This is a genomic window from Mycobacterium sp. 48b (assembly GCF_048282725.1).
GTDB lineage: Bacteria > Actinomycetota > Actinomycetes > Mycobacteriales > Mycobacteriaceae > Mycobacterium.
Window position 1 is genome coordinate 2,349,611 of the sequence record NZ_JBLVUL010000001.1, and the last position, 24,500, is coordinate 2,374,110.

Genomic DNA, 24,500 nt, shown 5'->3' on the forward strand with positions numbered 1-24,500 from the left:
CTTCACCAACCCTCGGTCAGCACCCGGTCCAGGGCGTCGGCGTAGAAATCGGCTGCTTCGACGTCAATGCACAACGGTGGCTTGGTTTTCAGGATGTTCTGGTGGTCGCCGGTCGGCTGGATGATCACGCCGAGCTCGAGCATCCGATCGCAGATCAGTGCGGTCTCCTCGGTGGCCGGCTCCAGGGTCTGGGCGTCACGCACCATCTCGACGCCCAGATACAGGCCGACGCCGTGAACGGTGCCGATGATCGGGTGGCGGGTGGCCAGCTCCTCCAGTCGCGACTTCAGGTGTGCGCCCACGCGGGCCGCATTGGCCTGCAGCCCTTCACTACTCAGCACATCAAGCACCGTCATCCCGATCGCACACGACAACGGGCTGCCGCCGGTGGAGGAGAAGAAGTAGCCCTGGCTGCGGAACGCTTCAGCGATCTCGCGGCTGGTGACCACCGCGCCCAGCGGGTAGCCGTTGCCGACCGACTTCGCCATCGACACGATGTCGGGGACGACACCTTGCTGCTGGAAGCCCCAGAACCATTCGCCCAGACGGCCGTACCCCACCTGCACCTCGTCGGCGACGGCATAGCCGCCCGCCCCGCGGACCGTCGCATAGATCTGCCGCAGATATCCGTCGGGCAGCGCCATGCCGCCGGCATTGCCGTAGACCGTTTCGCAGATGAACGCAGCGGGGGCGCGCCCGGCCGCGATCAACTCCTCGATCTGGGCCACCGCATCGGTGGCGTAGCGGCCCACCTCGCCGCCCCTGTACTTCCCGCGGAAGCTGTTGGGCGATTCGACGGTGTGCACCCAATCCGGCCGGGTGGTAAGCGCATTGGGGTTGTCGGCGGTGGAGGTCGACACCGCGTCGGTGCCGTACGTCCAGCCGTGATAGGCCTCGCGCATCGCCACCACGTCGGGGCGGCTTGCTGCCGCGATCGCCAACCGCAACGCCAGATCACTGGCTTCGGACCCGGAGTTGACCAGAAACACCGTGTCCAGAGGTTCGGGTAGCAGCCCGGCAAGGCGTTCGCTGAACTCCACGACGGAGGCATAGTTGAACCGCGAGTTGGTGTTCAGCTTGCGCAACTGCCGGGCGGCGGCGGCCGCAACGCGCGGGTGCGCGTGGCCCAGCACCGTGACGTTGTTGACCATGTCCAGATAGCAACGCCCACTGGTCGACATCAGGAAGTGCCGCCACCCTCGTTCGATACGCGGTGGCCGGCGGTAGTAGTGCTCCTGCACCGGCGCGAACGCCCGGTCCCGCCGGGCCATCAGGTCGACATCGGCCGGCTCGGTATCGAGCGGCTCCAGCCCCAGCAGTGGCCGCGGGTCACGCACGCACGCCAGCCAACCCGGAGCCAGACCGGGTGTGGTCAGCTCGGGCGCGTGGGGCGCACCGACCGGACGCAGCGCCACGTGTGTCCAGCGGCCCGGCTCGGCGGTGCCCAGCACGTGGTCCGAGTCGCCTGAACCGGAACCGATCCCGGTCAGTGTCAGTTCGTACTCGGCGCCCCGAAAGGTCACCGCATCCGACGAACGGTCGATGACCTCACCCTCGAACGGCGCGGTCAACTCCAGGCGGTCGGCCGGCCAGATGCTGACCCCGGTCGGCACCACGGGGGGCTCCGCCTGGCTCAATGCCGGGGCCCGCGAGATGCGCGGTTGGCCGAATGCCGTCACCACCAAACCTGCGCCGTCATCGATTGCGGCTCTCGCCAATTCGTCCTCGACGTCCGGTCTCACCCAACCGCCGGCGATGAACGCGTCGTCCAGATCATCCGCCGCCGCGGACAGATCCAGCGTCGCCACCGATCGCGGTGGGGCACACATCGGGCGGGTGACCCGCACGGGCGGAGGCGGTGAGGCCAGCCCCAGGTCGGCTTTGATCAGCGCGGTCATCACGTCCATCGGCACTGAGGTGGCGCGCTCGAACATCTGCCATTCGCCGTCGGACTGCTCGGTGAGATAGTCGTTGTCCGGATCGAAACCGGTCTGGTGCGCACCGCTGACGATCAGGACGGCGGTGCGCAGAACCAGCAACGGCCACAACGCTTCTGCCTCTGCGACGCTCAGCGGCCGGATCGCGTGAAAGGCGCGGACCCCGGGTAGCACCGAGGTCGGATCGCCACCCGGGTGTTGCAGCACCGAGGACAGGGTGATGGCGAGTTCGCCGATGGCCCAGCTGTCGGACAGGTCACCGAGATCGATGATCCCGTCGGGGTGCACGACGCCGCCGATGTCATGGGACACCACCACATTGGCGTCGGTGAGATCCATGTGCACGGCCTGCCGGGGCAGTGCGTCGGCCAGTGGTTCTATCCGTGCCCACGCTTGATCGGCCACAGCAAGCAGTCGGGAGCGCGCCGCATCGTCGTCGACGTGAGAGGCCAGCCTGTGCACCACCTCGGCCCCGAAGCGCAGGTCCCACTGCAGGATACGGTCCAGCCCGGGATGCTCGAAGCCGGCCAATGCCCGGCTGACCCGGCCGGCGAGCGTGCCCAGTTCGGCGACCGTGGCCGGAGGCAGGTAGCCGGATTCGATCAGGGTTCCCCCGGGAAGGTGCCGCAGCAGCCGGACGTAGGCGGTTCCGTCGGGCCGGCCCGAGCCCAGACCGGTTACCGCGGTGAGCTTCTCGCCGCGCCGGTTGGGCAACGACTGGGCGATCCGCAACCCTGGTTCGGCCGCCGCGATCAGGTCTGCGGCCAGTTCCTGAGCCGTCAGCTCGATCTGGTTGAACGCAGGGTTCGCGATCTTGAGCACCCCGATGATCGAGTCGCCGTCACCGACCAGGAAGTTCTTGTCCTGCTGGCTGCCCAGCGATTTCACACCCGCATCCAGGCCGAAATGGGCGGCCAGGATGTCGCGCGCGTGCGAATCGCCGACCTGAGGAGCGGGCAGCTCGGGTTCGCGCAGAAAGTTGAAGCCGGTGGTTTCGGTCTCGGCGCTCACCGCCCGACGAACTCCACGACCACTTCGGAGAACGCGTCGTTGTCGTCACCGGCGGCGGTGTGCCCCGCATCGGACAACTCGACGAACTCGGCAGCGGGCACCTTCTCCAAGAAGTCCTGCACGCCTTCGGGGCTGACCACGTCGGACAGCTTGCCGCGGATCAGCAGGATCGGGATGGTCAGGTTCATCGCGGCCTGTTCGAGCTTCTCCACCCGGATGAACGGGTCGTCCTCGGGCTTGGTGAGGAAGGCCGGATCCCAGTGCCAGTACCAGCGGCCGTCTCGGAGCCGCAGATTCTTCTTCAGCCCTTCGGGGCTGCGCGGTTTGGTCCGGTGGGGCAGGTAGGAGGAGACGGCGTCGGCGGCCTCCTCCAGGGAATCGAAGCCGTTGACGTTGGTGAACATGAAGTCGCGGATGCGGGCGCTGCCGCTCTTCTCGAACCGCGGCACCACATCGACCAGCACGAGCTTGGTGACCAGTTCTGGGCCTGCCTCATGCGCAGCCAGGATGCCGGTCAGCCCACCCATGCTGGCTCCGATCAGGACCACCGGGCGACCGATCTGATACAGCACCTGCTGCACGTCTGCGCAGAGCACTTCCACCGAGTAGTTCGCGCTGGGTGAGCGGTCGCTGTCGCCGTGACCACGCGCGTCGAGCGCGATCACGTGCAAACCGCGGTCGGCGAGGATCTGTCCCGTGTTCTTCCAGGAGAACCGGTTCTGTCCACCGCCGTGCAGCAGCAGGACCGTGGGGCGGTCAGCGGCGGAGGCGGCGTCCCGGTTCCATTCGTCGCCGACCAGGTTCAGGTCATCGACCCCCCGGAACGTGACGGTGCGCGAATCGCTGTGCTCGGTTTTCCCGGTGCTCACGGACATTCCTCTCGGCAGGCCCCGGGAGGTCACGTTACCCAGGTGGGTTTCCGCCTCATCTGCGACCCGACGTTCCTAGAATCGTCAACCGTGCAGAGCAACCCAGGTGCGGACGCGGGTGATGCGATGGCCGAGGAGCGCCGCGCGATCATCAAGGCAGCCTTCACCTGCCTGTCCGAGCCCCACGCCGGGGCCGTGCCGATTGCCGCGGTGCTGGCCAGGGCCGGGCTGTCCACCCGGGCGTTCTACCGCCACTTCGAGTCCAAGGACGCGTTGTTCCTGGCCATGCAGGCGAGTTCGGGCAAGTCGCTGGGCCGTCGGCTCGACCAGATCGCCGACGACACCGACGGTGCAGCGGCCGATCAGCTGGCGCAATGGATCAGGGTGTCGTTCGACGTGATACGCGACGCGCGGTTGCGGGGGCGCGCGCTGGTTCTGGATTTGGAGGAGGTCCGCTCGGCCAAGGGCTATCAGTCCGTGCAAGAGCAGTGGCGCCTCGACCGGGAACGGTCGCTGGCGGGCCTCTTGCGTCGTGGCCGGGACGACGGGTCGTTGCCGCTGACCAGGCCGGAGCGGGATGCGGCGGCCATCCGCGCAGTGGTCAGCCATGAGTTGTCCCGTCTGGGACCCGACGGAGATTGGGAGTGCGCGTGTGCCGCGGCCGTGGACTTTGCGTTGCGCGCGGTCGGCGCGCACGTCAGGTGCGGCGAGCCGGACGGCGAGTAGGCGACAGGCCTATCCGGGACTGCCGGTACCGCTGATGACGGTGTGACCGGTGCCACGTACGTTGGACCGCACGCGTGCCAATGCGCGCCCCCTGTAGTGCCACCGAGGAGCAGATGAATGGCAGACGACAGCGCCGACGCCGAGCCGGTCGAGCCGACCGAGACACCGGAGTCGAGCCAGTCCGCCCCCGAAGCAGAGGTCGCTGAACCAGAGGCCACAGAACGTGAGGCCGAAGAGGTTGAAGAGACTGCTGAGGCGGCGGTGCCGAAGCGGCGCGGGTTCCTGCGCGGGCCTACCGCGGTGCTTGTCGGAGCGGTGCTCGTCGTCGCGCTCGCCGCGCTGACCGGTTGGCTGGGCTACAACTTCTATCAGGTCCATCAGGAGCAGCAGCTGCGCACGATGTTCGTGGACACCGCACGGCAGGGCGCCACGAACCTCACGAGCATCGATTGGGAGCACGCCGAAGACGACATCCAGCGGGTGCTCGACTCGTCGACCGGCAAGTTCTACGACGACTTCGAGAAGCGTTCGAAGTCCTTCCTCGAAGTGGTCAAGCAGATCAAGTCGAAGTCGGTGGGCACGGTGACCTCGTCGGGGCTGGAGTCCTACACGCACGACAAGGCCGATGTTCTCGTGTCGGTGACCGTGCGGTCGACGAATGCGGGCGTGCCTGAGCAGGCACCGCAGGTGTGGCGAATGGTGTTGACGGTGCAGAACATCGAAGGCAAGGCGAAGGTTTCCAACGTGGAGTTCATTCAATGAGCGGCCGGCACACGATGCCGCCGGCCGGACGTCGCAAGGCGGCGGCCGCTGCAGAGGGCACAGAGGCGGCACGCCCCGAGCCGGAAAACGTCGAAGAAACGGTCGTCGGCGAACCGGTCGAAGCTGTGGAGTCTGTTGACGCCGAGCCGGTGGCGGAGGAAACGGTCGAGGGCAAGGCGGCGGACACCGACGAGACCGACGAGGCCGCGACCGACGAGCCCGAAGCGACCGCGGCCGACGAGGTCGACGAAACCCCTGAGGAGCCCGCCGAACCCGAACCGTCGCGCGCACGCTCGCGGGTCAGCCTGCCGGTCGTGCTGGCGGCCGTCGCCCTGGTCCTGGCACTGACCTCCGCGGTATTCCGGTGGCTGATCGTCTCGCAGGACGAAAGCGCCACGGCACGCGACGAAGCGGTTCAGGCGGCCAAAGAGATCACCGCCCAGATGCTGTCGTACGAGACCGAAACGGTCGATCAGCAGCTCACTGCGGCCCGGGACCGGATGACCGGGGAGTTCCGCGGCACCTACACCGCGATGATCAACGAGGTGATCCCGGCGGCGCACGCTCAGCAGATCGCGGCCGTCGCCGAGGTCTTGCGGGCAGGAACAGTGAGGGTGAAGCCCGACAGCGCCGAATTGGTGTTGTTCGTCAATCAGAGCGTCCAGGTCGGAAACCACATGCCGCAGAAGACTCCGTCGGTTGCCCGGGCCACCATGGTCAAAGTCGGCGACCGCTGGCTGATGTCCGAGTATGAGCCGGTACCGCTGTGACCGAGCCGCGCTGGATCGATGTCGCCGCCCCGGCAGTGCAGCTGCGGGCGCTGGTGTGGGGGCCTGACGACGGCCCGATCGCGTTGTGTCTACACGGCTTTCCCGACACGGCCTACGGCTGGCGGAAAGTGGCGCCGGTTCTGGCGCAGGCCGGCTGGAAAGTGGTTGCCCCGTTCATGCGGGGCTACGTGCCCTCGTCGATTCCGGCCGACGGGAGCTATCACATCGGGGCGCTGATGGACGACGCGCTGCGCGTGTTGCAGGCGGTCGGCCCGACCGGCCGCGATGTCATCATCGGCCATGACTGGGGTGCCATAGCCGCATCGGGTGTTGCTGCGTTGCAGGACAATCCGTTCAAGAAGGCCGTCATCATGTCGGTGCCGCCGCCGGCTTCGTTTCAGCCCTTGGGCCGGGTGCCCGATGCCGGCAAGCTGCTGGCCCAGCTGCCCCGCCAGGCGTTGCGCAGCTGGTACATGATGTATTTCCAATTGCCCTGGCTTCCTGAACGTTCCGCGTCCTGGGTGCTGCCCCGGCTGTGGAAGACGTGGTCGCCGGGATACGACGCGGCCGAAGATCTGCGCCATGTCGACGCGGCGATCGGCGCGCCGGACCGGTGGCGCGCTGCCCTGGGCTACTACCGCGCCACGATCCGCATGAGCAAGCCGCCCGCGCAGTACGCCGAGTTGCACGAGCATTGGCTGCAGCCACCGGTGTTGCCGTCGCTGTACCTGCACGGCACTGACGATGGCTGTGCCGCACCGGATTACATCCGGTGGGTGCGCGAGATACTGCCGGCGGGCAGTGACGCCCACGTCGTCGAATCCGGCGGTCACTTCCTGCAACTCGACCAACCCGATGTCACAGCCGCCCGCATCCTGGACTTCGTGGGACGTGCCGGCTAACCGACTCACTGCGGTCGATGCGCAGATGTTCTGGATGTCGTCCAGGATGCCCAACGACACCTTTCTGCTCTACGGATTCGACGGCGTGCCCTCCGACCTGGCCGGGGCACTCGGCGAGTTGGCGGCCAATGCGCGCACCAGCCCGGACCTGTCACAACGCATCGACGACACCGCGCGCCTGCACTATCCGGCCTGGGTGCCGTCGCCGGTCGACGAATCTCGGTTCTCGGTGCACGATCTCGATGATTCGACCTGGCTGGGGTGCCTGGCGGCGGTGACCGGGCTGGTCGACGATCAACTGGATGCGCGCGTGCTGCCGTGGCGGCTGCACGTCTTCCCCGGAGTCGAGGGGGTGCCCGGCGTCGCCGGCCCAGGCACCGTGGCGGTCCTGCAGATCACCCATGCCCTCGGGGGCGGGGGGCGTACCTGCGGCCCGGCGGCAGTGATGTTCGGCCGCCCGGGCGCGGTCGCACCAATCGTGCCGGTGTACGGCCACCCGGCGATGTTGCCCTGGAGAAGCATTGAGGCGGCCCGGGCCCACCGGCAGTTGGTGGCCGACACCGAGGCCGGGCTGGTGCCGCCTGCCGCAAGTCCGCGCCCGCCGATCCGGACCAACGACCGCCCTTCAGGCGTACACAGCATGCGGACGGTGGTCCGTGATCGAGCGCAGCTGTCGGGCGCGACCGTGACGGTGTGTGCGCTGGCCGGAATCTCCGAAGCCCTGGCCGGTCAGCTTCGTGAGCTCGGAACGGATCCGGCCACTCTCGGCGCCGAGGTGACCATGGCGAAATCCGGTCCGCGCCAGGCGTACAACCATTTCGGTACGGTCGGCGTGGGCCTGCATCCGGCGCTGCCGGTGCCGCAGCGCCGCGACGCGATCGCCGCTGAACTCGCGGCGCGCCGGGAGCGCGCCGCGCACCCTGCGATGCGGGCCTCGGAACGTGCGTTCGCCGCGACGCCCGCTCCGTTACTGCGGTGGGGGCTCGGCCAGTTCAACCCCGACACGCGTTCGGCGACGGTCACCGGAAACACCGTGGTGTCCAGCGTGAACTGCGGTGCCGCGGATTTCTCGTTCGGCGGTATGCCGGTACGGCTGGCGGCGGCGTTCCCGGGCTTGTCGCCGATGGTGGGGCTCACCCACTGCGTGACGGGCGTGGGGAACACCATCTCGATCAGCGTGTTCGCCGCGGAGTCGGCGATCGGGGATGTCGACGCCTACATCGACCGGCTCGAAGCGGCGCTGTGACTGACCGGCTCAGCGGCGCAGCATCCCGATGCCTACGTCCAGCGCGGACTCGAGGTAGCTCAGGTCGCCAGAGGCCAGCATTACGCTGACCCCGCCCTGGATCCCGGCCAGTAGTGCGGCGCCCACCCGGTCCGCGTCCAGATCGGCAGCGACCTTTCCCTGCGACTGCATGTGCCGGATCCCCGCCGAGATCTCGTCATGCCATTGCCGCAGTAGGGCTTTGGTGACCGCCTGGGCGCCGGGCGTGGTGCGGCCGATCTCTGACATCAGCAGACTCAGCGGGCAGCTCTGTCCCTGGCGGCGGTAGCGTTCCACGACCGCGTCGCGCCAGCGCTGCCAGGCGGCCCATGAGGTCAGTTCGCCGAGGTAGGGCTGCTGATCCTCCAGCACCATCTGGGCCTCGCGTTCGGCCACGGCGAGCAGCAGCTGGTCCTTGCCGTCGGGGAAGTAGTGGAACAGCTGGCTCTTGGACGTCTGGGTGTGGGCGCGGATGTCGTCCAGCGTGGTGGCGGCCACGCCGTGGTTGCGGATCACCGCCGCGGCACCCTCGATGATGCGGCGTCGGGTGGCCTCGCCCTTGGCGGTCAGCTTTTGGACTTGCAGGTCCATTTTCACCTGTCTATACCTGGACTCATGAGTCCAAACATTACGCGGCTGCAGGGTCGCACAGCACTTGTCACGGGATCGACCGGCGGCCTGGGGGTCGCCATCGCCAAGGCCTTGGCGGCGCAGGGCGCCCTCGTCGTCGTCAGCGGTCGCAACAAGGAACGCGGTGACGCCGTCGTCGCCGAGATCCGCAGTGCCGGAGGGCAGGCCGAGTTCGTCGCCGCAGACCTCGGGGCCGGTGCCGACGAGGTGCGGCAGCTCGCCGAGCAGGCCACGGCGGCAGCCGGGGGTCGGATCGACATCCTGGTCAACAACGCGGGCGTGTGGGGAATGCCGGAACCCACCGGCGAGGTCTCCGAGCAGGCGCTGCTGGAGTCGTATCAGACCAACGTCATCGCCCCCTTCCTGCTGACCGGGGCGTTGGCACCTGCCATGGCCGAGCGTGGCCACGGCGCAGTGGTCAACGTCGGCTCGATCACCGGGCTGATCGGCGGAGACCGCTCGGCGTTGTACTCGTCGACCAAGGCGGCGGTGCACTCGCTGACCAAGTCGTGGGCGGTCGAGTACGGCCCACGTGGGGTGCGGGTGAACGCGGTGGCTCCCGGACCGATCGCCACCGAACGGGCCGCTGACGTGGCCGATGAGATCGGACCGGTGCTGGCCCGCATCCCGTCGCGCCGGATGAGCACCCCCGAGGAAGTCGCCGCATCGGTGGCGTTCCTGGCCGGCGACGACGCCGGAAACATCCACGGGGTGATCCTCAGTGTGGATGGGGGCTGGGCGGCGGCTTAACAGATGTCCTAGATTCTGTTACATGGCTTCCTCTGCTTACGACACTGCGATCCTGCTCCTGCGGGTGGTGCTCGGCCTGACCATGGCCGCACACGGCTACAACAAGTTCTTCGGTGGCGGGCGGATCCCGGGCACCGCGGGATGGTTCGACAGCATCGGCATGAAGCCGGGCATGTTCCACGCCCGGGTCGCGGCCGGCACCGAGGTCGCCGCCGGTCTCGGCCTGGCCCTCGGCCTGCTCACCCCGGTGCCCGCGGCCGGGTTCGTGGCGCTGATGCTGGTGGCGGCCTGGACCGTGCACCGGCACAACGGCTTCTTCATCGTCAAGGAGGGCTGGGAGTACAACCTGGTCCTGGCGGTGGCCGCGGTGGCGATCGCCGGCACCGGGGCCGGCCGCTACAGCCTCGATCACCTGCTGTTCTCCAACTGCAGCTTCTACCACCTGCTGCACGGCTGGTGCGGGTTGGCGATCGCCGCCGGCCTCGGCCTGCTCGGTGGCATCGGCCAGCTGGTGATCTTCTTCCGCCCGCCGGTGAAGTCCTAGCTCGACTTCAAGTGCGCCGACACTACGGTTTGTGACGTAATTCCGGCACTTCTCGTCACAAACCGTAGTTTCGGCGGTTTCCGCTGACTGACCAGAACGACTACCCCGAGACTAGAACACGTTCTAATCTGACCGGCATGGGTTTTCTCAAACAGGAATCGCCCCAGATCGACTTCGAGCAGTGGAGCAAGGGCACGCGCGCGGAAAAGATCCAGCCGATGGCGCGGCACTGGGCGGAGGTGGGGTTCGGAACCCCAGTTGTGCTGCACCTGTTCTACGTCGTCAAGATCCTGGCCTACATCCTCGGTGCCTGGCTGATCGCGCGGTATACCACCGGATTGGAAGGGGCGGGCGGGTTCTCCGCTGTGACTTCCTGGTACGCCGAGCCGATCGTCTACCAGAAGGTCGTGTTCTACACGATGTTGTTCGAGGTCATCGGCCTCGGCTGCGGCTTCGGCCCGCTCAACAACCGGTTCTTCCCGCCGATGGGCTCGATCCTGTACTGGTTGCGGCCCAAGACGATTCGGCTGCCACCGTGGCCCAACCGGGTCTTGCTGACCAAGGGTGACGACCGCACCATCGTCGACGTCGCTCTGTACGGCGCGCTGCTGGTGATGCTGGTGGTGGCGCTCGCCTCGCAGGGCACCGGCCCCATCCCCGCACTCGGCAGCGAGATCGGCGTACTGCCGGTGTGGCAGACCGCGGCGATCGTCGGCCTGCTCGCCGTGGCCGGCCTGCGTGACAAGGTGATCTTCCTGGCCGCCCGCGGCGAGGTGTACGGCTCGCTGGCGGTCTGTTTCCTGTTCAGCGGCGCCGACATCGTGATCGCGGCAAAGCTGATCTGCCTGACGATCTGGATCGGCGCGGCCACCTCGAAACTCACCAAACACTTCCCGTTCGTCATCTCGACGATGATGAGCAACAACCCGGTGTTCCGGCCGAGGTTCATCAAGCGCAAGTTCTTCGAGCACTTCCCGGATGACCTGCGGCCGGGTCGGCCGTCGCGCTTTGTGGCGCACTTCTCCACCGCCATCGAGGGTTTGGTGCCGCTGGTGCTGTTCTTCTCGCACGGCGGCTGGGCGACGGCCATTGCGGCCTTCGTGATGCTGGTGTTCCACTTCGGGATCCTGAGCGCCATTCCGATGGGCGTGCCGCTGGAGTGGAACGTCTTCATGATGTTCTCCGTGCTGGCGCTGTTCGTCGGGCACCCCGGCATCGGCCTGGGCGACCTCACCAGCCCGTGGCCGATCGTGTTGTTCGCGGTGGTCGCCGGCACCGTGGTGCTGGGAAACCTGTTCCCCCGCAAGATCTCGTTCCTGCCCGGCATGCGGTACTACGCCGGCAACTGGGATACCTCACTGTGGTGCGTCAAGCCCTCGGCCGCGGAGAAGATCGAGAAGGGCATCGTCGCGATCGCCAGCATGCCTGCCGCTCAGATGGAGCGGTACTACGGCAGCCCGGAGGTCGCCCAGATGTACCTGTACATGGGATATGCGTTCCGCGGCTTCAATTCTCACGGCCGCGCCCTGTTCACGCTGGCGCACCGGGCGATGGCCGGGCAGAACGAGGACGACTACGTGCTGACCGACGGCGAGCGCATCGTCTCCACCGCCATCGGCTGGAACTTCGGCGACGGGCACATGAGCAACGAGCAGCTTGTGGCGGCCCTGCAGAAGCGGTGCCACTTCGAGCCGGGGGAGGTGCGGATCGTGATGCTCGACGCTCAGCCGATCCAGCACCAGACCCAGCAGTACCGGCTCGTCGACGCGGCCACCGGAGAATTCGAGCGGGGCTACGTCAACGTTGCCGACATGGTGACCCGCCAGCCCTGGGACGACGAAATTCCGGTCCAGGTCCAGCGAGATGACGTCACCGCCTGACCCGGTCGCGGTATGGATCGACGAGTCCGGGCGGTTGATGAGCGACCTGGGCAGGGTCGACACGCAGTGTCACGCCAGTGTCCGGGCCGGGCACTGCCCGCAGCGGCCGCAGTGCGTGCTGCTTCATCGGCCGCCCGGGCCGCGGTTGCTGTTCGGCGAGTTGATGTCGGAGCTCGACGACGAGGCGGGCATCTACCTGGAGACACACGCCAAACAGATTGATGCCGAACTCATCTCGATCACCGTGGACCATGTCGGCCCGGACGGTCCGGCCGGAAGCTGGCGCTACCGGCTGCTGCCGATGCGATGGAAGACCGCCGACGGCTGGCGGGACACCGGTGCGCGGCTGGCGGTGTGGCCGGACTAGGGAACCGATCCTCGACACTGCGCACAGATCGCCATTTCGCCGCGAAACGCGATCTGGTCGCAGGCTCGATGACCTGGGCGCAGGCTCAGCGCATGACGTCGCGGACCTTGACGCTCTCGATGTCCTGCAGCATCAGGATCCGTGCGGTGTCCAGGTGCTTGCGCCAGTGCGCTTCGGCGGCGTCGCCGTCGCCGGAGCGGATGAGCTGGATCAGTTTGCGATAGGACCGCATCAGCTTGTCGAAGTCGGTTTTCGACACCGGCCGGCGCTCTTTGAACAGGAAGGCATGGTGACGCACCGTGATCTCGTGCAGCATGCCGGCGATGATGCCGAGGGTGGCGTTGCCGGACAGCTCGACCACCCGGCGGTGGAAATCACCGGTGGTCTCGGCCAGCCGGTCCGACTGGTGGTCGTTCGGGATGTGCTCGTCGAGCATGCGTTCCAATTCGGTGAACGCCGCCTCGTCACCCTTCTCGGCGAGCAGGCGTGCGGCCATCGGCTCGATCGCTGCACGGCCCACCAGGAGGTCGGCGATGTCGGCGCCGGACAGTTCGAGCAGCAGCCCGGCCGGGCGGGCGACGATCTCGGGGCCCGGCACGCGAACTCGGGCGCCGGTCCGGGAGCCGCGCCGCACCTCGACCAGACGCTCGGACTCCAGCACCCGCACGGCCTCGCGTAGCGTCGGCCTGCTGACCCCGAAATGCTCCATGAGCTCGGCTTCGTTGGGTAGAAAGTCGCCTTCTTTGAGCTGGCCGTCGACGACCATGCGGCGCAACGTGCCCGCTACGAGCTCAGCGGTCTTCGGAGAGCGGACCGGTGCCTGCGGCGCAATCGCGTCAGGGCCGATCATCGGCGCCAGCGGTGTGGTTCGAGCCACCAGACACTCCCAGGTAGGACAGCTTCTATGCCGGCCGGATGGCCAGCTGTACAACTCAGTAAACCATCTGTTCACCGGAGAACCGGAACATCGGCCTCTACCAACCAGTAGGTTGACCTAGTAAACCTACTGGTCTATTTTCACCTCGAGCGCCCTTTGAGCACCACCGGGGTCGCGCCACCCACCCTTCAAAGGAGAAGTCATGGCTGAAGCCGTCATCGTCGAGGCAGTCCGGTCACCTGTCGGGAAGCGCAACGGCGCCCTCTCGGGTGTGCACCCGTCGGAGCTGTCGGCCCAGGTGCTCAACGGCCTGGTGCAGCGCGCCGGTATCGATCCCGCCCTCGTCGACGACGTCATCTGGGGCTGCGTCATGCAGGCAGGCGAGCAGGCGCTCGACATCGCCCGCACCGCAGTGCTGACCGCCGGTTGGCCCGAGACCGTCCCCGGTGTCACCGTCGACCGCCAGTGCGGCTCCAGCCAGCAGTCCCTGCACTTCGCCGTCGCCGGCGTGGTGGCCGGACACTACGACGTCGTCGTCGCCGGTGGCGTCGAGTCGATGTCGCGTACCCCGATGGGCTCCTCGCTCGCCAACGGCGGGCACCCCTACCCGGAGGCCTTCCGGGACCGTTACAACGGGCAGAACCCCAACCAGGGTGTCGGCGCCGAGATGATCGCCGAGCAGTGGGGCCTGTCGCGCACCCAGCTCGACGAGTTCTCGCTGCGTTCGCACGAGAAGGCTGCTGCCGCACAGGATGCCGGTGCGTTCAAGGACCAGATCGTGGGGATCAAGGACCAGGACGGCAATGTCGTTCTCGAAGATGGCGGCATACGTCGCGGCGGCACCGTCGAGTCCATGGCCGCCATCAAGCCGGCCTTCAAGGAGGACGGTGTGATCCACGCCGGTAACTCCAGCCAGATCTCCGACGGCTCGGCCGCGCTGCTGATCATGTCTGCGGAGAAGGCAAAAGACCTGGGGCTCAAGCCGCTTGCCAAGGTGCACACGGCGGTGCTCGCCGGTGCCGACCCGGTCATCATGCTGACCGCGCCGATCCCGGCCACCCAGAAGGCGCTGGCCAAGTCCGGCCTGAGCGTCGACCAGATCGGTGTGTTCGAGGTCAACGAGGCATTCGCCCCGGTTCCGATGGCCTGGCTCAAGGACATCGGCGCCGACGAGGAGCGCCTCAACCCCAACGGCGGCGCCATCGCGCTGGGCCACCCGCTCGGCGGCTCCGGCGCCCGCATCCTGACCACGCTGCTGTACCACATGCGGGACAACAACATTCAGTACGGCCTGCAGACCATGTGCGAGGGTGGCGGCCAGGCCAACGCGACCATTCTGGAGCTCCTGTGACCGACACCGAAGCCGGCGCGCTTGTTGAAAAGCGCGGCAACGTCCTGCTCATCACGATCAACCGGCCCGAGGCGCGCAATGCGATCAACGCCTCGGTCAGCATCGCCGTCGGCGATGCGCTGGAGCAGGCTCAGAACGATCCCGAGATCCGCGCCGTCGTGCTCACCGGATCGGGCGACAAATCGTTCTGCGCCGGCGCCGACCTGAAGGCGATCTCGCGGGGGGAGAACCTCTTTCACCCCGACCATCCGGAATACGGATTCGCAGGCTACGTCAGCCATTTCATCGACAAGCCGACGATCGCCGCGGTCAACGGCACCGCCCTGGGCGGCGGCACCGAGCTGGCCCTGGCCAGCGACCTGATCGTCGCCGAGGAGAACGCGAAGTTCGGTCTGCCCGAGGTGAAGCGGGGCTTGATCGCCGGTGCGGGCGGTGTGTTCCGCATCGCCGAGCAGCTGCCGCGCAAGGTGGCCAACGAGCTGCTGTTCACCGGCGAGCCGATGTCCTCTGCCGACGCGTTGCGCTGGGGCCTGATCAACCAGGTGGTGCCCGACGGCACCGTCGTCGACGCGGCGCTCAAGCTGGCCGAACGGATCACGGGCAACGCGCCGCTGGCCGTGCAGGCCTCCAAGCGTGTCGCCTACGGCGTTGACGAGGGTGTCGTCACCGGCGACAAGGCCGGCTGGAAGCGCACCAACCGCGAGTTCAGCACACTGCTGCAGACCGAGGACGCCAAGGAAGGGCCGCTGGCCTTCGCCCAGAAGCGCGAACCTGTTTGGAAGGCAAAGTAAGTCATGAAGCGAACGATCTATACCGCCGAACACGAGGCGTTCCGCGAGACGGTCAAGGAGTACATCGAGCGTGAGCTCGTGCCCAACTCCGAGAAGTGGGAGTCCGAGCGGCTCGTCGACCGGTCGGCCTACACCGCCGCGGGCAAGTACGGCCTCATCGGTTTCAACATGCCCGAGGAGTTCGGCGGTGGCGGCTCGGATGACTTCCGGTTCAACGCCATCATCGACGAGGAGATCGCCAAGGCCGGCGTGCACGGCCCGGCGCTGAGCCTGCACAACGACGTCGTCGGCCCGTACTTCAAGGAACTGGCCAACGACGAGCAGAAGCAGCGCTGGATGCCCGGCATCACCAACGGTGAGCTGATCATCGCGATCGCCATGACCGAGCCGGGTGCGGGCAGCGACCTGGCCGGCATCCGCACCTCGGCCGTGCGCGACGGTGACGACTGGATCATCAACGGCTCCAAGACCTTCATCTCCTCGGGCATCAACTGCGACCTCTGTGTCGTGGTTGCCCGCACCGACCCCGAAGCCGGCCACAAGGGCTTCACGCTGTTCGTGGTGGAGCGGGGCATGGAGGGCTTCAGCCGCGGGCGCAAGCTCGACAAGATGGGCCTGCACAGCCAGGACACCTCCGAACTGCACTTCGAGAACGTGCGGGTGCCCAGCGCCAACCTGCTCGGCAAGGAAGGTCGCGGTTTCTACCACCTGATGACCAACCTGCCCTCGGAGCGTCTCGGGATCGCCATCTCGGCGATCTACGGTGCGCGGGCGGTCTTCCAGGAGACCCTGCAGTACGCCAAGGACCGCAAGGCCTTCGGCCAGCCGATCGGCAGCTTCCAGCACAACCGGTTCCTGCTCGCCGAGATGGAGACCGAGCTGGAGGTCACCGAGAACTACCTCGACCGCTGCCTGCAGGGCGTGGTCGACGGTGAGCTGACCGCGGTCGAGGCCGCCAAGGCCAAGTGGTGGGCCACCGAGGTGGCCAAGAAGGTCGTCGACCAGTGCGTGCAGCTGCACGGTGGTTACGGCTACATGATGGAGTACCGGGTCGCCCGCGCCTATGTGGACGGACGGATCCAGACGATCTTCGGTGGCACCACCGAGATCATGAAGGAGATCATCGGCCGCGAGCTCGGCGTCTAGCTCTTTCTTCGAGCAGACACAAAAACTGCCCCTTTCAGTCGAAAGGGGCAGTTTTTGTGTCTGCTCGCGCAGAGAAAGAAATCAGCCGATCGGGGCGTCGGCGGCCGGGGTCGCCGACGGCGCCGCCTTGGTGGTGCTGGTGCCCGTGATCGTCGGCACGAGGGCCTCCGGCGGGGCGTTGGGGTCCAGCACGGTGTCGATCAGGTAGATCCGGGCGTTCTGCGCCTGGATGGGACCGCACACCAGCTTGGCGGTGTCGTTGACCTTGATGTCGCCGCCCTTGCCGGTCACCTTCACCTCGGCGCCCTGCTGGGTGGGCCGCTGGCCCTTGACGTCATCGGGGCCGAGCAGGCCCAGGAACGCGTGGTAGTAGTCGAAGCTGGTCAGCGCAGCCGGATCGGCCTTGAGCGCATCGAGCTTGCCGGGCTCCATCGCGGCGAACGCGTCATTGGTCGGCGCGAAGATCACGTACGGGCCGTTGTCGAGCACCGGCACGATGTTGACGCCCGGGTTCAGCCCGCCGGACAGCGCGCCGTTGAAGGTGCTGATGTCGGGGATGCTGGCCAGAACCTTGCCTGCCGGCAGATCCGCGAAGGCCTTCCAATCCGGCAGGGCCTTCTTGAAGTTGTCGCAGCCCGAGCCCTGCGGGTCGGGGATCTCCACCACCGGGGCGGCAGTCGTCGTCGGCGCCGGGTCGGCGTAGGCGGTGACCGCCAACGGCAGCGACGCAGTGATCGCGGCGACGGCCGCAGCAACGCCCAGTGTCTTGGTGCGAGTCTTCATTTGGTGGGTTTTCCTCCCGCTCATGCCTAGCCTGGTATTCGTCGGCTGTCGGTGACGCGTTACGCGGTTCTCCGCGCGACTATGGCGAGCGACCACGAGCATGACAGCCTCAGCGTTCCCCGCGGCGCCGCATCGGATGGTAAGGGTAACGAAGCGGTTACGGCAAAGCAGAAGTGTCTACTCGTACCGCCTCGGAGTTCGTGACCTGGGCTTTTCGGATGCTGAGGCACAGCGCGGCAGCGACGAGGCATAGCCCGGCGGCCAGTTGGAAGGCCAGATCGTAATCGCCGTTCAGATCGCGGAGCCAACCCGCGCCGGCGGCGGCGATGGCGGCGCCGACCTGGTGGGAGGCGAACACCCAGCCGAACACCACTGGCGAACGATCCCCGAAGTAGTCCCGGCACAGAACGATCGTCGGTGGCACGGTCGCCACCCAGTCCAATCCGTAGAAGATGACGAACACCCACGTGCTCGGTTCGGCGTGCGGGGAGAGCAGTGACGGCAACAGCATCAGTGACAGTCCGCGCCCCGCGTAGTAGACGAGCAGCAGCAGTCGGGGGTCCACGCGGTCGGTGAGCCAGCCGGAGAACACCGTGCCCGCGACGTCGAGGATGCCGATGGTGGCGAGCAGCCCGGCGGCGACCGTCGTGGGCATGCCGTGGTCGTTGGCGGCCGGGATGAAGTGGGTGCCGATCAGACCGTTGGTGGTCATCCCGCAGATCGCGAAGCTTCCGGCCAGTAGCCAGAACACGCGGGTCCGGGCGCCGATGCGCAGGCCGTCGAAGGCGGTGCTGAAGCCGCTCGCCGGGACCGGGGTGGGCGGGACGAGTTCCGTTGCACCGTAGGGGGCCAAACCCAGGTCGGCGGGGCGGTTGCGCATGAACAGCGCGACGAGCGGGACGACGGCCAGCGAGGCGGCCGCGACGATCAAAGAGGCCCAGCGCCAGCCGTGCTGCGTGGTGACGGCCGCGACGACCGGCAGGAACAGCAGTTGCCCGGTGGCGCTGGCGGCAGTGAGCACACCGGTGACCAGGCCGCGCCGCTGTTCGAACCACCGAGTGGCGATGGTCGCCACGAATCCCATCGAGATCGACCCGGTACCGATGCCGACCAGCACGCCCCACAGCAGCACCAACTGCCAACTGTCCGTCATCGCGACGCTGCACGCCGAACCCGTGGCGATCAGCAGCAGCGAGACGGTCAGCACCGGCCGGACGCCGAAGCGGTCCATGAGTGCGGCGGCGAACGGCGCGGTGAGCCCGTACAACATCATGTTCACCGACATCGCCAGCCCGACCGTGCCGTGCGACCAGCCGAACTCATGGTGCAGCGGATTCATCATCACGCCCGGGATGGACCGGAACCCGGCCGCACCCAGAATCGCCACGAAGCTCACCGCGGCGACCACCCAGGCCCAGTGCAGGTTTCGAGTCACCCGATCACTGTTGCCGAGGACGGCCCCGGGTACCAGTGGCATAAACGACAGCAATCATCAAAAACGTGCCACACTGGCGTCGTGCACCGCGTCGCCGTCCTACTACTGGCCCCGGTGGTCGGTTTCGACGCCACCATCGCGCCGCTGCTGTTCTCCAACGCCACCGACAGCGAAGGCAACCCGCTCTACGACGTCGTGACGTGTGGGCTCACCACCGATCCGGTGCCGTCGACGACCGGCTTCGCGATGGTGCCCGCCGCAGGAGCCGACGCGCTGGACTCGGCCGACACCGTGGTGATCCCGGGCACCAGGTACGCGCCCGCGCGGGCCGACGGAGTGCTGGGCGCCGACGTGAGTGCGGCCCTGTCGCGGATCCGTCCCGGCACCCGGCTGGTGTCGATCTGCACCGGCGCCTTCGTCCTGGCCGCCGCGGGCCTGCTGGACGGCCGGGCGGCCACCACACACTGGCGATTCGCCGCGGACATGCGCCGGTTGCACCCCGGCGTCCGCCTCGACGAGGACATCCTGTTCGTCGACGACGGCGACGTGCTCACCTCGGCGGGCCTGGCCGCCGGAATCGACTTGTGCCTGCACATCATTCGCTCCGACCACGGCGCCCAGGTCGCCAATGCGGTGGCCCGCTACTGCGTGGTGCCGCCCTGGCGCGAAGGCGGGCAGGCACAGTTCATCGACCACGGGTTCAGCGTCACCGATCACGCTTCGACCGCGGGCACCCGCGACTGGGCGCTGGGGCACCTCGACGAGGAACTCACCGTGACCCGGCTGGCCGCCCACGCCCACATGAGCGCCCGCACCTTCAACCGTCGCTTCCGCGAGGAGACCGGGCAGGCCCCGGGCGCCTGGATCCGCAGCCGCAGGCTGGACCTGGCCCGCGAACTGCTGGAATCGGCGGACCTGTCGGTCGACGAGGTGGCCCGCCGTTCGGGCCTGGGCACCGCGGGCAACCTGCGCCACCATCTGAGGCGCGGGGTCGGCATGTCGCCGTCGAGCTACCGCAAGGTCTACCAGGGCGCCTGAGGCGGCGGGTCGGCCCTTTACGATGACCGGCATGCCTGAGCCGCTGATCGTCTCCGTCGCCGGTCACACCCCGCAGATCGACCCGGACGCCTGGGTTGCTCCCAATGCCAGTGTGATCGGCCAGGTTTCGCTGGCCGCCGGTGCCAGCGTCTGGTACGGCGCCACGCTGCGCGCCGAGGTCGAGCCCATCGAGGTCGGTGAGGGCAGCAACATCCAGGACGGGGTGACCGTCCACGTCGACCCGGGTTTCCCGTGCCGGATCGCCACCGGCGTGACGGTGGGTCACAACGTGGTGCTGCACGGCTGCACCGTCGAGCAGGACAGCCTGGTCGGGATGGGCGCGGTGGTGCTCAACGGGGCGGTGATCGGCGCCGGGTCACTGGTCGCCGCCGGTGCGGTGGTGCCCCAGGGCATGGTCGTGCCGCCGCGGTCACTGGTCGCCGGCGTGCCTGCCAAGGTGCGTCGCGAGCTCAGCGATGACGAGATTGGTCACAATCAGCTCAACGCGGCGGCCTACACGCATCTCACGGGGTTGCACCGCGACGCGGAGTGACCTGCCCGACGATTGCGGCCGCGCCAAGCCGGGTACTAACCGGCGCGTGACTGATACGGCGAGTAAACGGATTCTGGTGATCGGTGCGAGCGGCTACGTCGGTTCGCGTCTGGTGAGTGTGCTGTTGACGGCCGGGCACCGCGTGGTGGCGGCCGGGCGCAGCCTCGACAAGCTCGCCGACTACGGCTGGTTCCATGACGTCACCACGGTGCAGCTCGATGCCGACGACCCGCTGTCCACCAACGCCGCGTTCGAGCAGATCGGCCCGGTCGATCTGGTCTACTACCTGGCCCACGGCATAGGGGAGTCCGGCTTCCGGAAAGCCGACACCCGGGCCGCCGCCAACGTCGCCGCTGCGGCCCAGGCGGCCGGTGTCGAACGGATCGTGTATCTCGGCGGGTTCCTGCCGGATTCCCACAGCCTGTCGGACCATCTCGCAGGCCGGGCGGAAGTAGCTCAGGCGCTGCGCGTCGACGGCGGGCCGGAGGTGGTGTGGCTGGGCGCCGCCTTGATCATCGGCGCGGGGTCGACGTCGTTCGAGATTCTGCGCTACGTGGCCGACCGGTTCCCGGTCCTGCCTGCGCCGGCCTGGATGTCCAACCGGATCGACCCGATCTCGATCCGCGACGTACTGCATTACCTCGTGGCTGCCGGTGAATCGGGTCGGGTGCCCGCCGGCGACTACGACATCTGCGGACCGGACGTCACGACCTATCGTGAGCTGGTGGCGACCTATGCCCGGCTGACGAGCAGGCGCCGACTGACCGTCCCGATCGGTGGGCCGTCAGCCGGGGCGACGGCCCGTGTGTCGGCAGCTGCCCTGCCGATTCCCGACGGTCTGGCAACGGATTTGATCACCTCGCTCGACCACCCGATGAGTGCCGCGCGTGAGGGCATCCGCACCGTCGTGCCGGATCCCCCGGGCGGACTGCTCGGCGTCGACGAGGCGATCCGCCGGGCCGTCGGACCCGATGACCTGCCGGCCGAGCGGCGGCCGGTCAGTTCGCTGGCCGATCCCCACCACCTGGCCGACACCGATCCCGAGTGGGCCGGCGGTGACGCCGCACGGATCCGGCAGCTCACCCCCGGCTTCGTCCGGCCTGTGCTCGGGATGATTCCCCCGATCCCGGGACCGCTGGCGGCGGTGCTTCGCTCAGGTCTCGACGTGGTGGCCAGGCTGGTCCCGAGCGGAGCGTGATGCCGGGCCGATGACGACAACCACCGATCGGCAGGCCCCGGACGAGGGGCTGCGCAGGCGAGTCGTGGTCGGCGTGACCCTGCTGGCCGGAGCCGCGTTGCAGGCCGTCTCCCTCGGGTCCGAGCCCGGCGGAAGTTCGTTCTACTGGCTGACTCTGGCGCTTGCTGCGGCGTGGAGTGTGGGCGCGGTGGTGTCCGGACCACTGCGCCTGGGCAGCGCGTATCGGCCGGTGCTGCTGGGCAGTGTCGTCGGCGTGGGCCTCGGCCTCGTGTTCGTGCTGGGCGGGCTGGTCGCCCGGCTGATTCCCGGGGTACGCGAATATGTCACTGCGGTACTGGAATTCGCGAACCACGGCGCACTGGTCGCGGTCGTGCTGATCACGCTGATCACCGGAATTGCCGAGGAGCTGTTCTTTCGTGGCGCGTTGTACACCGCACTGGGTGACCACTACCCGGCGACGATCTCGACGGTGATCTACATGGCCGCGGTGATGGCGTCCGGCAATCCGATGCTCGGGTTCGCCGCGATCCTGCTCGGTGCGGTCTGCGCCTACGAGCGCCGGATGACCGGTGGCGTGCTGGCGCCCATGCTGACCCACTTCTTCTGGGGCCTGATCATGGTGCTGGCACTGCCACCGATCTTCGGTGTCTAGCGCAACGGATGCGCCAGTTCATCCCTCGGCATCCGCGCCGCCGTCACGGCCACCGCGGCCAGCACGGCCGGCAGCAGCCCGGCGACCAGGAAGATGGACTCCATCGAGACCACCTTCGACAGTGGGCCGACGATCGCGAACGACAGCGGCATGAAGGCCAGCGACACGAAGAAGTCCAGGCTCGATACCCGGCCCAGCATCTCCGTCGGGACCCGGCGCTGCAGCAGCGTTCCCCAGATCACCATCCCCGCACCGTCGGTGACGCCGATACAGAAGGTAGCGAACGCCATCAACGGGAACGACGAGGTGAAGCCGACGACCACCAGCGGCACCGAACCCAGCCCCCACATCAGCATCATCGTGGTCAGGTAGCGCCGCGGCATCCGGCGGGATGACACCGTCAACGCGCCGAGTGCGCTGCCGAATCCGAAGAACGCCAGGATGAATCCGTACGCCCGGGCGCCGTCGGCGAAGCGGTCCTGGGCGATGAACGGCAGCAGTACCTCGATCGGTCCGAGTACGACGAGCACGAACATGCTGGCGAACAGCAACGTCCACAGCAGCCACGGGGTGCGCACCATGAAAGCGAAACCTTCACGTAGATCACGCAATACGTGGGGGCGCTCGCCGCCACCGTCCTGTGCCGCAATCGAATTCGTGGTGGGCCGGGTGGCCACCAGTAGCACCAGACCGGCGCCGAACAGGACCGCCACGACGATCGCGCCCAGGGAAGGGAAGGTCGCGGCGATCACCATGCCGGCCACCGCAGGCCCGACCGAGCGCTGGAAGACCGGGCGCACCACACCCTCGACGCCGTTGGCCGCCAACAGTTGTTCCGCAGGCAGGATGCGGGGGAGCAGAGCGCTGTAGGCAGGGAAGAAGAACGCTGCGGCAATACCGAGAATGCCTGCCGCGACGGCCAGATGCCAGATCTTGAGAACATCGAGCAGCCCGAGCATCGCGACGGTCGTGACCGTCACCAGGTTCACCGTCTCCACCGCGATGATGATCGTGCGCTGGTTGATCCGGTCGGCGGTGATCCCGCCGACGAGAACGAATGCCACCAGGCCGACGCCGAGGCAGGTGGCGACGAGTGACAGGGAGGCCGGGTCGTTGTCTATCGCGATGACCTGCAACGCCATCACCACCGACCACATGCCCTCGGCGAAGATCGACAACGTGACCGCGGCGATCAGCAATCGGTATTCGCGGACGCGGAAGGGGGCGAGCACACGCCAGCCGCCGGTCTGACCGACCGGCGTCTGGATGTCGTGCTGCATGCTCACAACATTCGATGGTGCCCACCCGGAGTGGGCCGAGTCCAACGATTTTCGCCGGCGTGAGGCCGGCGGCCGCTTACTGCTGGGTGAACTCCGGGCGCCGGTTCTGCTGGAATGCCTTGGTGCCCTCGCGGAAATCGTCGGACACCAGCAGCTGCAGCTGGCCCTTGCGCTCGCGGGCGAACGCGCCCTCGAGCTCGGTGAGCGTGGCGGCGTTGACGGCCTGCTTGGTCTCGCGCAGGGCCACCGCCGGACCCGAGCGCAGCTTGGCGATGATCTTGTCCACCGCGGCGTCGAATTCGTCGGCCGGGTACACGGCGCTGATCAGACCCCAGTCGTAGGCGTCGGTAGCGGTGAGGCGGTCGGCCAGCAGTGCCAGGCGCATGGCGCGGATGCGGCCGATGTTCGCGGCGACGAGAGCCGATGCACCGCCGTCGGGCATCAACCCGATCTTGGTGAAGGCCAGCAGGAAGAAGGCCGCCTCCGAGGCCAGCACGACGTCGCACGCCAGTGCCAGTGACACCCCGACGCCGGCGGCCGGTCCCTGCACCACGGCCACGACCGGCTTGGGCAGCCCCACGATGGATGCGACGGCGCGGTTGGCGGCGTCGAGCACGCCTGCGGCGTCGTGGCTCTTGGCGTTCTGGTCTTCCTCACTGATGCCGGCGCCGGAGCTGAATCCGCGGCCCGCTCCGCCCAGGCGCACGACCCGCACGCCCGGGTCGGTGGCCGCCAGATCCATGGCATCGGCGATCGCCACGAGCATGTCCTGGGTCAGCGAATTGAGGCTGTCGGGTCGGTTGAGCGTCACCGACAACACGCCGCCCTCAAGGGTGACGGATACGTCTTTGACGTCGGGGTACTCGCGGGTCACGGTCATCTATGCACCTTAAGTCTGACGGGCCAGTGGCCCGGTCCGGGCGGGGCCGGCTATGGCCATGCCGCTCGAGAAGGTTATACAAGTAAGCTATGTCACCGGTCAAC

Annotated in this window: 24 protein-coding genes; 16 read left to right on the top strand and 8 right to left on the bottom strand. The window is 67.7% G+C overall.

Going from position 1 to position 24,500, the window contains the following annotated elements; translation table 11 throughout:
• Positions 1 to 2: 2 nt before the first annotated feature.
• Together ACNQR1_RS11485 and ACNQR1_RS11490 are read right to left on the bottom strand one after the other, a co-directional pair.
• Positions 3 to 2,948: an aminotransferase gene (locus ACNQR1_RS11485; RefSeq protein WP_418046167.1), complete on the bottom strand. Its 2,946-nt coding sequence runs from the start codon at positions 2,946 to 2,948 to the stop codon at positions 3 to 5.
• A complete protein-coding gene (locus ACNQR1_RS11490) occupies positions 2,945 to 3,817 on the bottom strand; it encodes an alpha/beta fold hydrolase (protein WP_418046168.1) in 873 nt (290 codons plus the stop codon). Before ACNQR1_RS11490 ends, ACNQR1_RS11485 begins: the two co-directional genes overlap by 4 nt.
• A gap of 90 nt (positions 3,818 to 3,907) precedes the next feature.
• Here ACNQR1_RS11490 and ACNQR1_RS11495 point away from each other — a divergent pair, with 90 nt between their 5' ends.
• From ACNQR1_RS11495 to ACNQR1_RS11515, 5 genes are all read left to right on the top strand, one after another.
• Positions 3,908 to 4,543, top strand: a complete 636-nt coding sequence (locus ACNQR1_RS11495) for a TetR/AcrR family transcriptional regulator (RefSeq protein ID WP_418046169.1) — start codon at positions 3,908 to 3,910, stop codon at positions 4,541 to 4,543.
• A 117-nt stretch (positions 4,544 to 4,660) separates the two neighbouring features.
• Positions 4,661 to 5,305: an Mce protein gene (locus ACNQR1_RS11500; RefSeq protein WP_418046170.1), complete on the top strand. Its 645-nt coding sequence runs from the start codon at positions 4,661 to 4,663 to the stop codon at positions 5,303 to 5,305.
• A complete protein-coding gene (locus ACNQR1_RS11505; protein WP_418046171.1) occupies positions 5,302 to 6,075 on the top strand; it encodes a hypothetical protein in 774 nt (257 codons plus the stop codon). The genes ACNQR1_RS11500 and ACNQR1_RS11505 overlap by 4 nt, the downstream gene beginning before the upstream one ends.
• On the top strand, positions 6,072 to 6,977 hold the full coding sequence (locus ACNQR1_RS11510) for an alpha/beta fold hydrolase (RefSeq protein WP_418046172.1): 906 nt from the start codon (positions 6,072 to 6,074) through the stop codon (positions 6,975 to 6,977). The genes ACNQR1_RS11505 and ACNQR1_RS11510 overlap by 4 nt, the downstream gene beginning before the upstream one ends.
• Entirely contained in the window at positions 6,967 to 8,223 is a 1,257-nt protein-coding gene (locus ACNQR1_RS11515) for a WS/DGAT domain-containing protein (RefSeq protein WP_418046173.1), read from the top strand. The genes ACNQR1_RS11510 and ACNQR1_RS11515 overlap by 11 nt, the downstream gene beginning before the upstream one ends.
• 9 nt (positions 8,224 to 8,232) lie before the next feature.
• Here ACNQR1_RS11515 and ACNQR1_RS11520 read toward each other — a convergent pair whose 3' ends face one another.
• The gene (locus ACNQR1_RS11520) at positions 8,233 to 8,832 is read right to left on the bottom strand and encodes a TetR/AcrR family transcriptional regulator (RefSeq protein WP_418046174.1); all 600 of its coding nucleotides are present in this window, start codon (positions 8,830 to 8,832) and stop codon (positions 8,233 to 8,235) included.
• Positions 8,833 to 8,856: 24 nt separating this feature from the next.
• On the opposite strand from ACNQR1_RS11520, the gene ACNQR1_RS11525 reads away from it, so the two are divergent.
• The 4 genes from ACNQR1_RS11525 (at position 8,857) to ACNQR1_RS11540 (ending at position 12,412) form a co-directional block, all read left to right on the top strand.
• Positions 8,857 to 9,621 carry an SDR family NAD(P)-dependent oxidoreductase gene (locus tag ACNQR1_RS11525; protein ID WP_418046175.1) on the top strand — a complete coding sequence of 255 codons (765 nt, stop codon included), beginning with the start codon at positions 8,857 to 8,859 and terminating at the stop codon, positions 9,619 to 9,621.
• A 22-nt stretch (positions 9,622 to 9,643) separates the two neighbouring features.
• Positions 9,644 to 10,165 carry a DoxX family protein gene (locus ACNQR1_RS11530; RefSeq protein WP_418046176.1) on the top strand — a complete coding sequence of 174 codons (522 nt, stop codon included), beginning with the start codon at positions 9,644 to 9,646 and terminating at the stop codon, positions 10,163 to 10,165.
• A gap of 137 nt (positions 10,166 to 10,302) precedes the next feature.
• On the top strand, positions 10,303 to 12,045 hold the full coding sequence (locus tag ACNQR1_RS11535; protein WP_418046177.1) for a DUF3556 domain-containing protein: 1,743 nt from the start codon (positions 10,303 to 10,305) through the stop codon (positions 12,043 to 12,045).
• Positions 12,029 to 12,412: a hypothetical protein gene (locus ACNQR1_RS11540; protein WP_418046178.1), complete on the top strand. Its 384-nt coding sequence runs from the start codon at positions 12,029 to 12,031 to the stop codon at positions 12,410 to 12,412. Before ACNQR1_RS11535 ends, ACNQR1_RS11540 begins: the two co-directional genes overlap by 17 nt.
• 85 nt (positions 12,413 to 12,497) lie before the next feature.
• Here the strand turns inward: ACNQR1_RS11540 and ACNQR1_RS11545 are convergent, their stop codons facing one another.
• Positions 12,498 to 13,289, bottom strand: coding sequence for a FadR/GntR family transcriptional regulator (locus ACNQR1_RS11545; protein WP_418046179.1), 792 nt, complete (start codon positions 13,287 to 13,289; stop codon positions 12,498 to 12,500).
• Positions 13,290 to 13,491: 202 nt separating this feature from the next.
• Between ACNQR1_RS11545 and ACNQR1_RS11550 the strand changes: the two genes are divergently transcribed.
• Genes ACNQR1_RS11550 through ACNQR1_RS11560 form a run of 3 tightly spaced genes read left to right on the top strand, consistent with a single transcriptional unit; the run spans position 13,492 to position 16,577 of the window.
• Positions 13,492 to 14,640 carry a thiolase family protein gene (locus tag ACNQR1_RS11550; RefSeq protein WP_418046180.1) on the top strand — a complete coding sequence of 383 codons (1,149 nt, stop codon included), beginning with the start codon at positions 13,492 to 13,494 and terminating at the stop codon, positions 14,638 to 14,640.
• Positions 14,637 to 15,431 carry a crotonase/enoyl-CoA hydratase family protein gene (locus tag ACNQR1_RS11555; protein ID WP_418046181.1) on the top strand — a complete coding sequence of 265 codons (795 nt, stop codon included), beginning with the start codon at positions 14,637 to 14,639 and terminating at the stop codon, positions 15,429 to 15,431. Before ACNQR1_RS11550 ends, ACNQR1_RS11555 begins: the two co-directional genes overlap by 4 nt.
• A gap of 3 nt (positions 15,432 to 15,434) precedes the next feature.
• Positions 15,435 to 16,577: an acyl-CoA dehydrogenase family protein gene (locus ACNQR1_RS11560; RefSeq protein ID WP_418046182.1), complete on the top strand. Its 1,143-nt coding sequence runs from the start codon at positions 15,435 to 15,437 to the stop codon at positions 16,575 to 16,577.
• Positions 16,578 to 16,658: 81 nt separating this feature from the next.
• Here the strand turns inward: ACNQR1_RS11560 and ACNQR1_RS11565 are convergent, their stop codons facing one another.
• Positions 16,659 to 17,360, bottom strand: a complete 702-nt coding sequence (locus tag ACNQR1_RS11565) for a fasciclin domain-containing protein (protein WP_418046183.1) — start codon at positions 17,358 to 17,360, stop codon at positions 16,659 to 16,661.
• Between the two features lie 157 nt (positions 17,361 to 17,517).
• Complete coding sequence (locus tag ACNQR1_RS11570) at positions 17,518 to 18,837, bottom strand: MFS transporter (RefSeq protein WP_418046184.1); 1,320 nt, start codon at positions 18,835 to 18,837, stop codon at positions 17,518 to 17,520.
• 39 nt (positions 18,838 to 18,876) lie between these two features.
• On the opposite strand from ACNQR1_RS11570, the gene ACNQR1_RS11575 reads away from it, so the two are divergent.
• The 4 genes from ACNQR1_RS11575 to ACNQR1_RS11590 are packed head-to-tail and all read left to right on the top strand — an operon-like array spanning position 18,877 to position 22,236.
• Positions 18,877 to 19,833: a GlxA family transcriptional regulator gene (locus ACNQR1_RS11575; protein ID WP_418046185.1), complete on the top strand. Its 957-nt coding sequence runs from the start codon at positions 18,877 to 18,879 to the stop codon at positions 19,831 to 19,833.
• A gap of 31 nt (positions 19,834 to 19,864) precedes the next feature.
• The gene (locus ACNQR1_RS11580; RefSeq protein WP_418046186.1) at positions 19,865 to 20,386 is read left to right on the top strand and encodes a gamma carbonic anhydrase family protein; all 522 of its coding nucleotides are present in this window, start codon (positions 19,865 to 19,867) and stop codon (positions 20,384 to 20,386) included.
• A gap of 46 nt (positions 20,387 to 20,432) precedes the next feature.
• On the top strand, positions 20,433 to 21,584 hold the full coding sequence (locus ACNQR1_RS11585) for an NAD(P)H-binding protein (RefSeq protein ID WP_418046187.1): 1,152 nt from the start codon (positions 20,433 to 20,435) through the stop codon (positions 21,582 to 21,584).
• A 10-nt stretch (positions 21,585 to 21,594) separates the two neighbouring features.
• Positions 21,595 to 22,236 (top strand): CPBP family intramembrane glutamic endopeptidase, encoded by a 642-nt coding sequence (locus ACNQR1_RS11590; protein ID WP_418046188.1) that lies wholly within the window; start codon positions 21,595 to 21,597, stop codon positions 22,234 to 22,236.
• On the opposite strand, the gene tet(V) is transcribed toward ACNQR1_RS11590, so the two are convergent.
• Together tet(V) and ACNQR1_RS11600 are read right to left on the bottom strand one after the other, a co-directional pair.
• Positions 22,233 to 23,516 (bottom strand): tetracycline efflux MFS transporter Tet(V), encoded by a 1,284-nt coding sequence (gene tet(V) / locus ACNQR1_RS11595; protein ID WP_418050340.1) that lies wholly within the window; start codon positions 23,514 to 23,516, stop codon positions 22,233 to 22,235. The two genes, ACNQR1_RS11590 and tet(V), sit on opposite strands and share 4 nt — an antisense overlap.
• Before the next feature lie 76 nt (positions 23,517 to 23,592).
• Positions 23,593 to 24,396, bottom strand: coding sequence for an enoyl-CoA hydratase (locus ACNQR1_RS11600; RefSeq protein ID WP_418046189.1), 804 nt, complete (start codon positions 24,394 to 24,396; stop codon positions 23,593 to 23,595).
• Positions 24,397 to 24,500 lie beyond the last annotated feature (104 nt).

What these genes read in the sequence shown, in the direction of transcription:
- ACNQR1_RS11500 (WP_418046170.1), top strand. Translation starts at nt 4,661, where the DNA reads ATGGCAGACGACAGCGCCGACGCCGAGCCGGTCGAGCCGACCGAGACA.
- ACNQR1_RS11505 (WP_418046171.1), top strand. Translation starts at nt 5,302, where the DNA reads ATGAGCGGCCGGCACACGATGCCGCCGGCCGGACGTCGCAAGGCGGCG.
- ACNQR1_RS11520 (WP_418046174.1), bottom strand. Translation starts at nt 8,832, where the DNA reads ATGGACCTGCAAGTCCAAAAGCTGACCGCCAAGGGCGAGGCCACCCGA.
- ACNQR1_RS11525 (WP_418046175.1), top strand. Translation starts at nt 8,857, where the DNA reads ATGAGTCCAAACATTACGCGGCTGCAGGGTCGCACAGCACTTGTCACG.
- ACNQR1_RS11530 (WP_418046176.1), top strand. Translation starts at nt 9,644, where the DNA reads ATGGCTTCCTCTGCTTACGACACTGCGATCCTGCTCCTGCGGGTGGTG.
- ACNQR1_RS11535 (WP_418046177.1), top strand. Translation starts at nt 10,303, where the DNA reads ATGGGTTTTCTCAAACAGGAATCGCCCCAGATCGACTTCGAGCAGTGG.
- ACNQR1_RS11540 (WP_418046178.1), top strand. Translation starts at nt 12,029, where the DNA reads ATGACGTCACCGCCTGACCCGGTCGCGGTATGGATCGACGAGTCCGGG.
- ACNQR1_RS11550 (WP_418046180.1), top strand. Translation starts at nt 13,492, where the DNA reads ATGGCTGAAGCCGTCATCGTCGAGGCAGTCCGGTCACCTGTCGGGAAG.
- ACNQR1_RS11560 (WP_418046182.1), top strand. Translation starts at nt 15,435, where the DNA reads ATGAAGCGAACGATCTATACCGCCGAACACGAGGCGTTCCGCGAGACG.
- ACNQR1_RS11565 (WP_418046183.1), bottom strand. Translation starts at nt 17,360, where the DNA reads ATGAAGACTCGCACCAAGACACTGGGCGTTGCTGCGGCCGTCGCCGCG.
- ACNQR1_RS11570 (WP_418046184.1), bottom strand. Translation starts at nt 18,837, where the DNA reads ATGCCACTGGTACCCGGGGCCGTCCTCGGCAACAGTGATCGGGTGACT.
- ACNQR1_RS11580 (WP_418046186.1), top strand. Translation starts at nt 19,865, where the DNA reads ATGCCTGAGCCGCTGATCGTCTCCGTCGCCGGTCACACCCCGCAGATC.
- ACNQR1_RS11590 (WP_418046188.1), top strand. Translation starts at nt 21,595, where the DNA reads ATGACGACAACCACCGATCGGCAGGCCCCGGACGAGGGGCTGCGCAGG.
- ACNQR1_RS11600 (WP_418046189.1), bottom strand. Translation starts at nt 24,396, where the DNA reads ATGACCGTGACCCGCGAGTACCCCGACGTCAAAGACGTATCCGTCACC.